At 75.6% G+C, this 12,989-nt stretch carries 9 protein-coding genes; 4 read left to right on the top strand and 5 right to left on the bottom strand.

Going from position 1 to position 12,989, the window contains the following annotated elements; genetic code table 11:
- The first annotated feature begins 124 nt into the window (after positions 1–124).
- Positions 125–2,260 carry a S9 family peptidase gene (locus BUE45_RS05475; protein WP_084736969.1) on the top strand — a complete coding sequence of 712 codons (2,136 nt, stop codon included), beginning with the start codon at positions 125–127 and terminating at the stop codon, positions 2,258–2,260.
- 4 nt (positions 2,261–2,264) lie between these two features.
- Here the strand turns inward: BUE45_RS05475 and BUE45_RS05470 are convergent, their stop codons facing one another.
- From BUE45_RS05470 to BUE45_RS05455, 4 genes are all read right to left on the bottom strand, one after another.
- On the bottom strand, positions 2,265–2,636 hold the full coding sequence (locus BUE45_RS05470; protein ID WP_073375929.1) for a glyoxalase superfamily protein: 372 nt from the start codon (positions 2,634–2,636) through the stop codon (positions 2,265–2,267).
- Positions 2,637–2,724: 88 nt separating this feature from the next.
- Positions 2,725–3,282: a regulatory protein RecX gene (locus BUE45_RS05465; protein WP_073375926.1), complete on the bottom strand. Its 558-nt coding sequence runs from the start codon at positions 3,280–3,282 to the stop codon at positions 2,725–2,727.
- Complete coding sequence (gene recA, locus BUE45_RS05460; protein WP_073375922.1) at positions 3,275–4,417, bottom strand: recombinase RecA; 1,143 nt, start codon at positions 4,415–4,417, stop codon at positions 3,275–3,277. The genes BUE45_RS05465 and recA overlap by 8 nt, the downstream gene beginning before the upstream one ends.
- Positions 4,418–4,607: 190 nt before the next feature.
- Positions 4,608–4,802, bottom strand: a complete 195-nt coding sequence (locus tag BUE45_RS05455; protein ID WP_073375918.1) for a DUF3046 domain-containing protein — start codon at positions 4,800–4,802, stop codon at positions 4,608–4,610.
- A gap of 95 nt (positions 4,803–4,897) precedes the next feature.
- Here BUE45_RS05455 and BUE45_RS05450 point away from each other — a divergent pair, with 95 nt between their 5' ends.
- Positions 4,898–9,577: a DEAD/DEAH box helicase gene (locus BUE45_RS05450; protein WP_073375917.1), complete on the top strand. Its 4,680-nt coding sequence runs from the start codon at positions 4,898–4,900 to the stop codon at positions 9,575–9,577.
- A gap of 62 nt (positions 9,578–9,639) precedes the next feature.
- Positions 9,640–10,128, top strand: coding sequence for a GNAT family N-acetyltransferase (locus BUE45_RS05445; RefSeq protein WP_073375916.1), 489 nt, complete (start codon positions 9,640–9,642; stop codon positions 10,126–10,128).
- 80 nt (positions 10,129–10,208) lie between these two features.
- On the opposite strand, the gene BUE45_RS05440 is transcribed toward BUE45_RS05445, so the two are convergent.
- The gene (locus BUE45_RS05440; RefSeq protein ID WP_073375914.1) at positions 10,209–11,423 is read right to left on the bottom strand and encodes an ROK family transcriptional regulator; all 1,215 of its coding nucleotides are present in this window, start codon (positions 11,421–11,423) and stop codon (positions 10,209–10,211) included.
- Positions 11,424–11,677: 254 nt separating this feature from the next.
- On the opposite strand from BUE45_RS05440, the gene BUE45_RS05435 reads away from it, so the two are divergent.
- Positions 11,678–12,958 carry an extracellular solute-binding protein gene (locus tag BUE45_RS05435; RefSeq protein ID WP_073375910.1) on the top strand — a complete coding sequence of 427 codons (1,281 nt, stop codon included), beginning with the start codon at positions 11,678–11,680 and terminating at the stop codon, positions 12,956–12,958.
- Positions 12,959–12,989 lie beyond the last annotated feature (31 nt).

Genomic DNA, 12,989 nt, shown 5'->3' with positions numbered 1-12,989 from the left:
ACGCCGGCGGCCGGAGGCCCCGCACCCGGCGGATCGGGGGCCGCATGGGACTGCACACGCGGGCCCGCGAGGACTAAGGTCGACATGTCATCCGATCCACCCCACGACCCATCCTGAGCGGGACATGTCTGAACTGTCGAGCCACGGCTCCTGGCCATCGCCCATCAGCGCCGACGACGTCGCCCGGGGGGTGCGCGCCCTCGCCTTCCCCTCCGTGGTGGGGGACGAGGTCTGGTGGGAGGAGAGCCGACCGGAGGAAGGCCGCCGGACCATCATGCGGCGCGGCGCCGACGGCACCGCCGTCGAACTGCTCGCCGCCCCGTGGAGCGTGGGCAGCCGCGTGCACGAGTACGGGGGCCGGTCCTACCGCCCCGTGCCCCGCCGCGACGACAAGGCCCTGGTCCGCATGGGCGTCGTCTTCGCCAACCACCCCGACCAGCGCCTCTACCTGCTGGAGCAGGGCGCGGCGGAGCCGGTCCCGCTCACCCCCGAACCGGACGCGCCCGCGGCGCTGCGCTACGCCGACCCGGTCCCCGGGCCCGACGGCCGCAGCGTCCTGTGCGTGCGCGAGCAGCACGCCGGGGGCACGGTGCGCCGGTCGATCGTGTCGGTGCCGCTGTCGGGCCGGGGGGCACAGGACCCGTCGGCGGTGCGCGAGATCGTGTCGGGCGCCGACTTCTACGCCTCCCCCGCCCCCTCCCCCGACGGCACCCGGCTGGCGTACGTGCGGTGGAACCACCCCAAGATGCCCTGGGACGGCACCGAGCTGCGGATGGGCCTGTTCGACGGGAACGGGCTGACCGGCGAGTACACCATCAAGGGCTCCTCGGAGGAGTCGGTGGTCTCCCCGGTCTGGATCGACGACTCCTCCCTGTACGCGGCCTCCGACTGGCCCGGGTTCTGGAACCTCTACCAGGTGGGGCTCACCGGCCCGGCGATCGCGCTGTACCCGGCCGAGGAGGAGTTCCACACCCCGCCCGGACGGCTGGGCGACCGGTCGTTCTGCGTCCTGGACTCGGGCCGGGTGGTGGCGCTGCACGGCGACGCCGACATGGCGCCGGGCGTGTACGACCCCGACACCCTGGACCTGGCACCGGTGGACACGGACCTCACGTCGTGGGCGATGCTCGACACCGACGGGCGCACCGTGGTGGGTGTGGCGGCCTCCCCGACCGTCCCCTGGTCGCTGGTCCGACTGGACCCGGAGAGCGGCGGGGTGGAGGTGCTGCGCCGGTCGATGGAGTCGGTCCCCGACCCGGCCTACCTGCCGGTCCCCCGCAAGGCCACCTTCCCGGGCCGCTACGGCGCCCCGGTGCACGCCCACGTCTACCCGCCGACCCACCCGGAGCACTCCGGGACGGGCCCCGCCCCGTACGCGGTGTGGGTGCACGGCGGGCCGGTGTCGCACGCCACGACCGCGTTCGACCCGATCAGGGCGTACTTCACCAGCCGGGGCATCGGCGTGGTGGACGTCAACTACGGCGGGTCCACCGGCTACGGGCGCTCCTACCGCAAGCGCCTGCACAAGGAGTGGGGCGTGGTGGACGTCGAGGACATCACGGCGGTGGCCCGCGCCCTGGTCGAGCGGGGCGAGGCCGACCCGGCGCGCCTGGCGGTGCGCGGCCCGAGCGCCGGCGGGTACACGGCGCTGGCCGCGGTCACGGGGGACGTGTTCGCCTGCGGGGTGTCCTACTTCGGGGTGGCCGACCTGCTGGGGCTGGTGCGGACCACGCACGACTTCGAGTCGCGGTTCCTGGACACGCTGGTGGGCCTGCTGCCCGGGTTCGTGGAACGGTACCGGGAGCGGTCGCCGATCAACCGGACGGCGGAGATCGACGTGCCGGTGCTGCTGCTCCAGGGCCTGGAGGACCCGGTGGTGACGCCGGACCAGGCGTTCACCATGGCGACGGCGCTGGGCGGGCGCGGGGTGCCGTACGCGCTGGTGGAGTTCGAGGGCGAGGCGCACGGGTTCACCGGGGAGAAGGCGCGCCGGGAGTCGCTGGAGGCCGAGCTGGGGCTGTACGCCCGGGTGTTCGGGTTCGAGGCGGACGTGCCGCCGCTGGAGCTGGCCACCGAGCCGCCCGCACCGCGGGCCGAGCCCGAGGCCGCGGACGGGGCGGAGCCGCTGGAGACGCCGCCGGGCGGCGTGTCGGCGGCCTCGGCCGCGGAGGGTTCCGAGGCGGAGCCGGGGCCCTTCGGCGCGGGGTCCGGCGGTGCCGTACCGGTCGCCGGGCGGCCCGGTCCGGTGACCGGGGGCTGAGCGGTCAGGGATCGGGGGTCGGGGGTGGGCCGACCGGCTCCCCGACCCGGATCCGGTTGCCGTCGGGGTCGCGCAGCGCCAGCTCCCGGCCCCACGGCTCCTCCCCCACGGGGACGCCGAACTCCGCGGCGACGGCGTCGATGCCGTTCAGCCGCAGGTAGAGGAGGGTGTCGGGGCGGGCGTCGCCGGCGTGCTCGGACAGGAACAGCCGCACCCGCCCGCGGTGCACCTCGACGAAGGCCGGCAGCCCCGGCTCGAACCGGTGCTCCCATGCCACGGCGAACCCGAGCCGGGCGTACCAGCGCGCCGACGCCGCCGCGTCCGCCACCCGCAGAATCGGAACGGCCTCCTCGGTCGTGCCGTCCCCTCGCGTCACGGTGTGCTCCCGTCCCGGCCCCGCCCCGCGGCGGTGCCCGTCCCGTTCCCGGTCGTGGTCGCGTGCGCCCCGTGCGCCGGGGCGGGACTCACTCCGGTGGCTCCGGGGCGATGTCGGCGCCCTCGGACTCCAGCTCCTCCCGGACGATCCGGTAGGACACACCCCCGCCGTAGCCCTTGCGGGCCAGCACGCCCAGAGCCCGGCGCATGCGGGTGTCGCGTTCCCGGCCGCGGCTGGCGGAGAGGCTGCGCCGGGCCAGGGCGCGGGCTGCGGCCGCCTCGTCCTCGTCGCCGAGTTCGGCGACCGCGTCGCGCACGGTCTCCTCGTCCACGCCGCGGGTGCGCAGCTCACGGGTGAGCGCGGCGCGGGACAGCCCCCGGCCGTGGTGGCGCGAGCTCACCCAGGCGCGGGAGAAGACGGCGTCGTCCACCAGCCCGGCCTGCGTGCACTCGTCCAGCACCGCGGCCACGACCTCCTCCTCGTGGCCGCGCCGGAGCAGCCCCGCCTCCAGTTGCGCGGCGGTGCGCGGCTTGTGCCCGAGCATCCGCAGGGCCAGCCCGCGGGCCCGGTTCAGTGCCTTCTCCCCGCCGGATGCGGGCGCGGCACCGGTGCCGTCGCCGTCCGGCGGGGTGTCCGGCTCACACATCCGTCGTGGGCGCCTTGACGGTGGTCTTGGCCGGGGCCTTCTTGACCGGGGCCTTGGCCTCGGCGGCCACCGGGGCCTTGTCGGCGGCCTTGTCCGGGGCCGGCGCTGCCGGGGCCTGCGGGCCGGTGGCGCTGTCGTCGCCGGTGGAGACGCCCAGCTTCTCCTTGATCTTCTTCTCGACCTCGTTGGCGAGGTCGGAGTTCTCGCGCAGGAAGTTGCGCGCGTTCTCCTTGCCCTGGCCGAGCTGGGTGCCGTCGTAGGTGTACCAGGCGCCCGACTTGCGGACGATGCCGTTCTCCACGCCCAGGTCGATGAGGCTGCCCTCACGGGAGACGCCCACCCCGTAGAGGATGTCGAACTCGGCCTGCTTGAAGGGCGGCGCCACCTTGTTCTTGACGACCTTGACGCGGGTGCGGTTGCCGACCGCGTCGGTGCCGTCCTTGAGGGTCTCGATGCGGCGCACGTCCAGGCGCACCGACGAGTAGAACTTCAGCGCCCGGCCACCGCTGGTGGTCTCCGGGGAGCCGAACATCACGCCGACCTTCTCGCGGAGCTGGTTGATGAAGATCGCGGTGGTGCCGGTCTGGTTGAGCGCGCCGGCGATCTTGCGCAGCGCCTGCGACATGAGCCGGGCCTGGAGGCCGACGTGGCTGTCGCCCATCTCGCCCTCGATCTCGGCGCGGGGCACCAGGGCCGCCACGGAGTCGATGACGATGATGGAGACGGCGCCGGAGCGGATCAGCATGTCGACGATCTCCAGCGCCTGCTCGCCGGTGTCCGGCTGGGACAGCAGCAGGTTGTCGGTGTCGACGCCGATCTTCTTGGCGTACTCGGGGTCGAGCGCGTGCTCGGCGTCGACGAACGCGGCGATGCCGCCGAGCCGCTGGGCATTGGCCACCGCGTGCAGCGCGACGGTCGTCTTACCGCTGGACTCCGGCCCGTAGACCTCGACGATCCGGCCGCGCGGAATGCCGCCGATGCCCAGGGCCACGTCGAGGGCGATCGCCCCGGTGGGGATGGCCTCGATGGGCGGGCGGTCGTCGTCGCCCAGGCGCATGACGGAGCCCTTGCCGAACTGCCGCTCGATCTGCGCGAGGGCGGTTTCGAGAGCCTTCTCTCGATCTCCAGATGCCACGGGATACCCCTGTTGGGTCGATGCCTTCTTCTTCATGATGCGCACGACGCTACGCGGTCGGTCGGACAATCGCGATGTTCCGGCGTCGGCCTGTGGACAACCCCAGCCTACCCGAACCCCTGTTCGATTTCCGGTCGAACACGAAAAGCGCCGCCCCCCTTTCTCTACGGGCCGGCCACGCCCCCGCGGGTCAGCGCGCCGCCGCCGGGAGGTCGAACGCGTCGCAGACGGCGCGCCAGACCTCCTTGGCGGAGGCGCCGTCGGCGAGCGCGCCCTCGACGGTGCGCGACCCCAGCCCCTCGATCACGTAGTCCTTGGCCAGGCTCTGCGCGTACGCCTCGCCGAACTGCTCGTACATCCTCTGCCAAAACACGGTGAGTCTCATCGGCCCCAGTATCGTCGATCCCCGCGACCCGCGTCGGCCGTCCTCCACAGCCCCGGCTACCGGGATTCGTCACCCCCGCGGGGCAGACTGGGCGGATGACACCGTCCTCCTTCGGGCCCGCCACCCGGGCCTGGTTCGAACACGCCTTCCCCGACGGCCCGACCCCGGCGCAGGAGGGGGCGTGGGCATCGGTCGCCGGCGGCCGCGACACCCTGGTCGTGGCCCCGACCGGGTCGGGAAAGACACTGGCGGCGTTCCTGTGGTCCCTGGACCGGCTGCTCTCCTCCCCGGCGCCGCAGGACCCGGCGCGGCGCTGCCGGGTCCTGTACGTCTCGCCCCTCAAGGCGCTGGCCGCGGACGTGGAGCGCAACCTGCGCGCCCCGCTGGCGGGGATCACGGCGGCCGCGCGGGAGCTGGGCGCGCCGGTCTCCCCAGTGACGGTGGGCGTGCGCACCGGCGACACCCCGGCGGACGAGCGGCGGCGGATGGCGACCCGGCCGCCGGACATCCTCATCACCACCCCCGAGTCCCTGTTCCTGGTCCTCACCTCGCGGGCCCGCGAGGGGCTGGCCGGGGTGGAGACGGTGATCGTGGACGAGGTGCACGCCCTGGCGGGCACCAAGCGCGGCTCCCACCTGGCCCTGAGCCTGGAGAGGCTGGAGGAGCTGGTGGAGCGGCGCACCCGGCGGATCGGCCTGTCGGCGACGGTGCGCCCGGCGGAGGCGGTCGCGGAGTTCCTGGGCGGCGCCGACATCGTGGCCCCGCCGGACACCCCGCACCTGGACCTGGGCGTGGCGGTGCCGGTGTTCGACATGGAGGAGCCCGACCTGCCCGCCCCGCCGCCCCTCCCGGGCCCCGAGGACGCGCAGGAGACGGGCGCGCGGGTGGCGGCCCCCGACTCCCCGCGGCCCCCGGCCCGCCCGTCCGCGGGAGCGCCGGCCGGCCCGCCGACGGGGGGCGGCTCGCTGTGGCCGCACCTGGAGCGGCGGGTGCTGGACCTGGTGGAGGAGCACCGGTCCACCATCGTGTTCACCAACGGCAGGCGCACCGCCGAGCGGCTGTGCGCCCGCGTCAACGACCTGTACGCGGAGCGGCACGGCGCGGACCCGCCGCCCGAGGAGGTCCCGGCGCTCGTCATCGCGCAGTCCGGGAGCAGCCGGGGGGCCGCGCCGGTGATCGCCCGCGCCCACCACGGGTCCATGTCCAAGGCCGAGCGCGCGGTGGTCGAGGAGGACCTCAAGGCGGGGCGGCTGCGGTGCGTGGTGGCCACCTCCAGCCTGGAGCTGGGCGTGGACATGGGCGCGGTGGACCTGGTGGTGCAGGTGGCGGCGCCCCCGTCGGTGGCCTCCGGCCTCCAGCGGGTGGGCCGGGCCGGGCACCGGGTGGGCGGCACCTCGCGGGGGGTGTTCCTCCCGGCCTTCCGGGGCGACCTGCTCACCACTGCGGTGGTGGTGGAGCGGATGCGCGCGGGCGAGATCGAGCCGCTGCGCGTCCCCCGGTCGCCGCTGGACGTGCTGGCCCAGCAGATCGTCGCGATGGTCGCGATGGACGAGTGGCCGGTGGCCGAGCTGGCCGCGGTGGTGCGGCGGGCGGCGCCGTTCTCCGGCCTGGGGGACGCGGTGCTGGAGTCGGTGCTGGACATGCTGTCCGGCCGCTACCCCTCCGACGAGTTCGCCGAGCTGCGGCCCCGCCTGGTGTGGGACCGCCGGGCCGGGGTGCTGCGGGCCCGGCCGGACTCCCAGCGGCTGGCGGTGGTCGCCGGGGGCACCATCCCCGACCGGGGCATGTACACCGTGCACCTGGCCGGCGCGGCGGAGGACGCCGCCGGAGGGGCCGCGCCGGAGGCGTCCGCCGAGGGCGGCGGCGGGCGACGGAGGGCCCCGACCCGGGTCGGGGAGCTGGACGAGGAGATGGTGTACGAGTCCAGGGTGGGCGACGTGTTCGTCCTGGGCTCCAGCTCGTGGCGGATCGACGCCATCACCGCCGACCGGGTGCTGGTGACCCCGGCCCCGGGCCGGCCGGGGCGGATGCCGTTCTGGAAGGCCGACGCCCAGGGCCGCCCGGTGGAGCTGGGCCGGGCCGTGGGCGCGGCGATCCGGCGGCTGGGCGAGGCCCCGGAGGAGGCCGCGGCGGGGTTCGCGGGGCTGGACCCGTGGGCGGCCCGCAACCTGGCGGCCTACGTCGCCGAGCAGCGGGAGGCCGTCGGACAGGTGCCCGACGACCGCACGGTCGTGGTCGAGCGGTTCCGCGACCAGGTGGGCGAGCGCCGGGTGGTGGTCCACTCGCCGCTGGGCGACCGGGTGCACGCGCCGTGGGCGCTGGCCCTGGCCGCGCGGATCCGGGAGCGGTTCGGGGTGGAGAGCCGGGTCCTGCACGGGGACGACGGGATCGTGCTGAACCTGCCCGAGACCGCGGGGGCGCTGGACGAGCCCGGCGTGCTGGCCGGGCTGGTGGCGGTGGACCCCGAGACGGTGGAGGCGGTCGTCACCGACGAGCTGACCGGCACGGCGCTGTTCGCGTCGCGGTTCCGCGAGTGCGCGGCCCGCGCCCTGCTGCTGCCCCGCCAGCGCCCGGACCGCCGGATGCCGCTGTGGCAGCAGCGGCTGCGGGCCTCGCACCTGCTGTCCGTGGCGGGCCGCTACGGGTCGTTCCCGATCGTGCTGGAGGCCGCGCGCGAGTGCCTCCAGGACCTGTTCGACGTGCCCGCGCTGGTGGAGGTGCTGCGCGGGGTGCGCTCGCGCGAGGTGCGGGTGGTGGAGGTGGAGACCGACCGCGCCTCGCCCTTCGCCCGGTCGCTGCTGATGGAGTACACGGCGGCGTTCCTGTACGAGGGCGACGTCCCGGCGGCGGAGGCGCGCGCCGGGGCGCTGTCCATGGACCCGTCGCTGCTGTCGGACCTGCTCGGGCGCACCGATCTGCGGGACCTGCTGGACCCGGGGGTGGTCGGGGAGGTCGACGCCCTGCTCCAGCGCACCGCGGCGCCGGTGCGCGACGAGGAGGGCGCGGCCGACCTGCTGCGCGAGGTGGGCCCGCTGACCGGGTGGGAGGCGGCTGCCCGGGGCGTGCGCCCGGAGTGGCTGCACGCCCTGGAGGAGGCGGGCCGCGCCGTGCGGATGGCCCTGCCCGGAACCGTGGAGCCGCCCGGCGACGGGTCGCCGGCGCCCGGGGCCGCCGCCGGCCCGGTGGAGCGGTGGTGCGCGGTGGAGGACGTCGCCCGGCTGCGGGACGCGCTGGGCGCGCGACCGCCCTCCGGCGTCCCGGAGGTACTCCTGGAGCCGGTCGGCGACCCGCTGCGCGACCTGGTCTCCCGGTACGCGCGCACGCACGGGCCGTTCACCGCGGCCGGGGCCGCCGCCCGGCTGGGCCTGGGCGAGGACGCCGTCACCGGGGTACTGCGGGCGCTGGCCCGGGAGGGCCGGGTCTCGCGGGGCGGGTTCCGCCCCGGGGGCTCGGGGACGGAGTGGTGCGACGCCGAGGTGCTGCGCCGCCTGCGGCGGGGCTCGATCGCCCGGCTGCGGGCGGAGGTGGAGCCGGTCGAGCCGGTGGCGCTGGCCCGGTTCTCCCCGCTGTGGCAGCGCGCGGTGCCCGGCGAGCGGCGGCGGGGGCCGGACGCGGTGTTCGAGGCGGTGGAGTCGCTGCGCGGCGCCCCCGTCCCGGCGTCGGCGCTGGAGTCGCTGGTGCTGCCCGCCCGGGTGGAGGGCTACGAACCGCGGATGCTGGACGAGCTCACCCAGGCGGGCGAGGTGGTGTGGGCGGGCGCCGGACCACTGCCCGGCGGGGACGGCAGGGTCGTCCTGCTCCCCGCGGACGAGGCGCGGGAGCTGGCCCCGGACCCGGTACCGCCCGCGCCGGGAACGGTGGAGCACGCGGTGCTGGAGGCGCTGCGCGGGGGCGGTGCGCTGTTCTTCCGCGACATCGCCGACCGGGTGACCCGCGACGGCGGTGCGGGGGCTCCCGCCGACGCCGACCTGGTGGCGGCGCTGTGGGCCCTGGTCTGGGACGGCGTGGTCGCCAACGACACGCTGGCGCCGGTGCGGGCCCTGCTGGGGACGGGCGGCGCGGCGCGCCCCCGCCCGCCGCGCCCCGGCCGGGCCCGGCGGGCGGTGCTGCCCACCCGGTCGGGGCCGCCGACGGCGGCGGGCCGGTGGTGGGTGCTCCCCGAGCGCGAGCCCGACCCCACCCGCCGGGTGCTGGCGTCGGTGCAGGCCCGGCTGGAGCGGCAGGGGGTGCTGGTCAAGGGCTGGCAGGGCGGCGGCATCTCCCCCGAGGAGTACCGGGTGCTGCGGTCGATGGAGGAGGCCGGGAGGGTGCGCCGCGGGTACTTCGTGGCGGGGCTGGGCGGCGCCCAGTTCGCCCTGCCCGGGGCGGTGGACCGGCTGCGGTCCCTGGCCGGGGGGAGCCGGGACGGGGCGGTGGCGCCCGTCGTGCTGGCCGCCGACGACCCCGCCAACCCGTTCGGCCGGGACCTGCCCTGGCCGGAGGGGGAGGCGGGCGGCCGGCCGGCCCGGGCGGCGGGCGCCGTGGTCGTGGTCGACGACGGGCGGCCCACCCTGTACGCGGGCCGGGGCGGGCGCTCGGCCCTCACCCTGGGCGCCTCCCCGCACGAGCTGTCCCGGGCGGCCGCGGCCCTGGCCGGGGCGGTGCGCGCCGGGGCGCTGGACGCGGTGACGGTGGAGCGGGCCGACGGGGCCGAGGTGTTCGGGACCCCCCTGGACGCGGCCCTGGTCTCGGCCGGTTTCCACGTGACCCCGCGGGGGCTGCGGCTGCGCCCGTGAAAACCCGTGGTGGCGCGGGTCCGCGCCGGGCAGGATGGCGGGTGTTGCGAGAGGGGACCGCGATGGAGATCAGGCCGATGGAGCCCGGGGACGAGGCGGGCGCGGTGGCGGCGTCGCTGTCCGCGGACACGCTGTTCGCCCGGGCGGGGGTGGTGCTGCCGCCGGACGACCCGCGCGAGCTGTTCGACCACGCCGCGGTGCTGGTGGCGGTGGAGGACGGCGCGGTGCGGGGGCTGGCGGCCACCGTGGCGCTGGACGGGGGCGTGCACCTGGAGCAGCTGGCGGTGCACGCCGACCACGGGCGGCGCGGGATCGGCTCGGCCCTGACGGAGGCGGTGTGCGCCGGGGCGTGGGCCGCCGGACGGCCGCGCGTGACGCTGACGACCTTCCGCGACCTGCCCTGGAACGGCCCCTGGTACGCGGCCCGCGGGTTCGCGGAGCTGCCGCGGGCGGAGTGGGGCGCGGGGCTGCGGGAGCTGTGGGAGCGGGAGGAGCCGATCCGGGTGCGGCCGCGGACGGCCATGGTCCGCCTGCCGGGCGCCCCGGTCTGAGGCGCCGGCCACCGGGCTCCGTGCGCGCGGCCGGGGCGGGCCCCTCCCCCGCGGGCGCGGGGGAGGGCGCGGCCGGCCGCTCAGACGGTGGAGGAGAACACCTCGTCGCGGGCGTGCTCCAGCGCGTGCAGCAGGGCGCCGCGCACGACGGGGCCGCCCTCGACGGAGCCCAGCGCGATCTCGGTGGCGTTGGGGGCGATCCTGGCGGTCGCCTGCTGCACCCGCTCCACGAGCTTGGCGCCGCCCGCCCGGGCGACGTCGCCGCCCAGGACGACCAGGCCGGGGTCGAGGATGACGCTGACCGCGGCCACGCCGCGGGCGAGCCGCTCGGCGAAGGCGTCCAGGAAGGCGTCGGCCTCGGGGGTGTCCGAGGCCGCGGCGCTGCGCACGACCTCGACGACGTCCCCGCCCTCCACTCCGTGCTCGGCTGCCAGGCCGACGACCCGGCCCGACTTGACCAGGGCCTGGAAGCCGTGCGGCAGGTCCTGGTCCACCCCGCCGCGCAGGGACTCGTAGTCGCCGGACAGGCCCAGGTCGCCGGGCATGGGGGCGCCGGGGACGGGCAGGTAGCCGATCTCCCCCGCGCCGCCGGAGCGGCCCCGGTGGATGCGGCCGCCGATCATGGTGGACATGCCGACGCCGCCCGCGGCGCTGAGCCAGATGAGCACGAACTCCGGCACCCCGGCGGCGGCGCCCTCGGCGTGCTCGGCCAGGGCGGCCAGGTTCACGTCGTTCTCGATCATCACCGACCGCTTCAGGTCGGTGCGCAGCGCTTCGAGGATGCCCTCGTGCCACGAGATGAGGTCGAAGGAGAACCGGATGTCACCGGTCCGCGGGTCGACCACGCCGGGGGTGCCGATGACGCAGGCCCGGAGCCTGTCCAGCGGCACCTCCGCCGTTTCGACCAGGCGCATCACGGCCGTGTGGACCAGGGCGACGGGGTCGTCGGAGGAGCTGGGGTCGACGGAGACGTCGCCGACGATCCGGCCGGTGATGTCGGCGATCGTGGCGGTCACGCAGCGGGCGCTGACGTCCAGGGCCGCGACGTAGGCGCTCTCCGGGACCACCGCGTACAGGGCCGCGTTGGGGCCCCGCCCGCCGGCCTGGCTGCCCACGACGCGTACCAGGTCGCGCTCCTCCAACCGGGCGAGGAGCTGCGACGCGGTTACCTTGGAAAGACCGGTCCTCGTACCCAGCTGCGTCCTCGTCAACGGGCCCGCGGACAGCAGAAGTTCCAGCGCCGCACGGTCGTTGAGCTGGCGTAGCAGCCGGGGAGTCCCCGGACGTTGAGACATAACCGTGACACCTCACCCTGTTTTTATTAGGAAAGTTTCCTGTTAATTTAGCTCACAACCTCACAGGAGGTCACGTCCTGGCAGGTCCGAGTTCATCTCGGATCCTCCGGTACCCGCGCCGGCGGGACGGCAACGTGCTATCCCAGCACCCCCCACAGAGACGTCGAACCGGGGGATGACGTTCCATCATCCCAGCCCGGTTCGAGCACAGGCGCCGGTCACCGGCGCGTCGTGCGAAGGGAGATAGGTTGATCATGAGGTTCCCCAAGATCGCCGCGGCCGCGTCCGTGGTCCTGCTCGCCGCAGCCTGCGGCGGCGGTGCCGATTCCGATGGCGGCGGTGACGCCGACAGCCTGACCGTGTGGGTCATGGGCACCTCGCAGCCGCCCCTCGTCGAGTACTTCGAGGGCGCCGAGGCCCGGTTCCAGGAGAACAACCCGGACGTCGACGTCAACGTCGAGTTCATCCCCTGGCCGGACGCCCAGGAGTCGATCACCAACGCCCTCGCGGGCGGCGACGCCCCCGACGTCATCGAGATCGGCAACGACCAGGTGGCCGGCTGGGCCTCCCAGGGCGCCCTGCTCGACATCACCGAGCAGGTCGGCGGCTGGGACGCGTCCGGCGACATCGACCCGAACGCCCTGGAGTACGGCACCTACGACGGCGTGCAGTACGGCGTCCCGTGGTTCTCCGGCGTGCGCACCCTGTACTACCGCGCCGACTGGCTCCAGGAGCTCGGCCACGAGCCCCCCGCCACCTGGGACGACCTGCTGACCGTCGCCGAGGACATCCGGGAGGAGTACGACGTCCCCGGCTTCGCCGCGCCGACCGACTTCACCAACGGCATCGCCTCCTTCATCTGGAGCAACGGCGGCGAGATCGCCACCCAGAACGCCGAGGGCGAGTGGGAGGGCAACCTCACCGACCCCGCCACCGTCGAGGCCGTCGAGTTCTACGCGGACCTGACCAACGACGGTGTCTCCCCGCAGGGCTACGTCGGCGAGAACGAGCTGGTGCCCCTCGCCGACATGGCCAACGGCCAGGTCGGCATGTACATCGACGGCGGCTGGGCGCTGACCGCCATGGAGGAGCAGGCCGAGGACCCGGCCGTCCTGGAGGAGATCGTCGCCGCCCCGATCCCGGGTGCCGACGGCATCGCGCCGGCCTTCGCCGGCGGCTCCGCCCTCTCCGTGTTCTCCACCACCCAGCAGCCCGAGCTCGCGTTCGAGCTGCTGACCGTCCTGGGCGACCAGGAGGGCGGCAAGGGCTACGCGGACGCCGCGGGCTTCTTCCCGGCGTACCCGGACCTGCTGGCCGACGACGAGTACCAGAAGGACCCGGCCCGCGTCGCCGCCGCCACCCAGATGCAGAACACCGCGTTCTTCCCGAGCACCCCGCGCTGGACCGCCGCCGACCAGGACAGCAAGATCCTGCCGGGCGCCGTTCTGGAGATCGTCAACGGCGGTGACCCCGAGGAGGTCCTCGCCGCCGCCAACGAGCAGCTGACCACCATCCTCAACGAGCCGGTCGAGTAGCCAGCTCCTCTTCCACAGCGCAGAGCCGCGT

This window comes from Nocardiopsis flavescens (assembly GCF_900141985.1).
Lineage (GTDB): Bacteria > Actinomycetota > Actinomycetes > Streptosporangiales > Streptosporangiaceae > Nocardiopsis > Nocardiopsis flavescens.
This window is presented reverse-complemented; position numbering and strand designations above follow the sequence as displayed.

Coding starts and splice junctions, on each gene's coding strand:
- BUE45_RS05475 (WP_084736969.1), top strand. CDS start 125: ATGTCTGAACTGTCGAGCCACGGCTCCTGGCCATCGCCCATCAGCGCC.
- BUE45_RS05465 (WP_073375926.1), bottom strand. CDS start 3,282: ATGTGTGAGCCGGACACCCCGCCGGACGGCGACGGCACCGGTGCCGCG.
- BUE45_RS05455 (WP_073375918.1), bottom strand. CDS start 4,802: ATGAGACTCACCGTGTTTTGGCAGAGGATGTACGAGCAGTTCGGCGAG.
- BUE45_RS05450 (WP_073375917.1), top strand. CDS start 4,898: ATGACACCGTCCTCCTTCGGGCCCGCCACCCGGGCCTGGTTCGAACAC.
- BUE45_RS05445 (WP_073375916.1), top strand. CDS start 9,640: ATGGAGATCAGGCCGATGGAGCCCGGGGACGAGGCGGGCGCGGTGGCG.
- BUE45_RS05440 (WP_073375914.1), bottom strand. CDS start 11,423: ATGTCTCAACGTCCGGGGACTCCCCGGCTGCTACGCCAGCTCAACGAC.
- BUE45_RS05435 (WP_073375910.1), top strand. CDS start 11,678: ATGAGGTTCCCCAAGATCGCCGCGGCCGCGTCCGTGGTCCTGCTCGCC.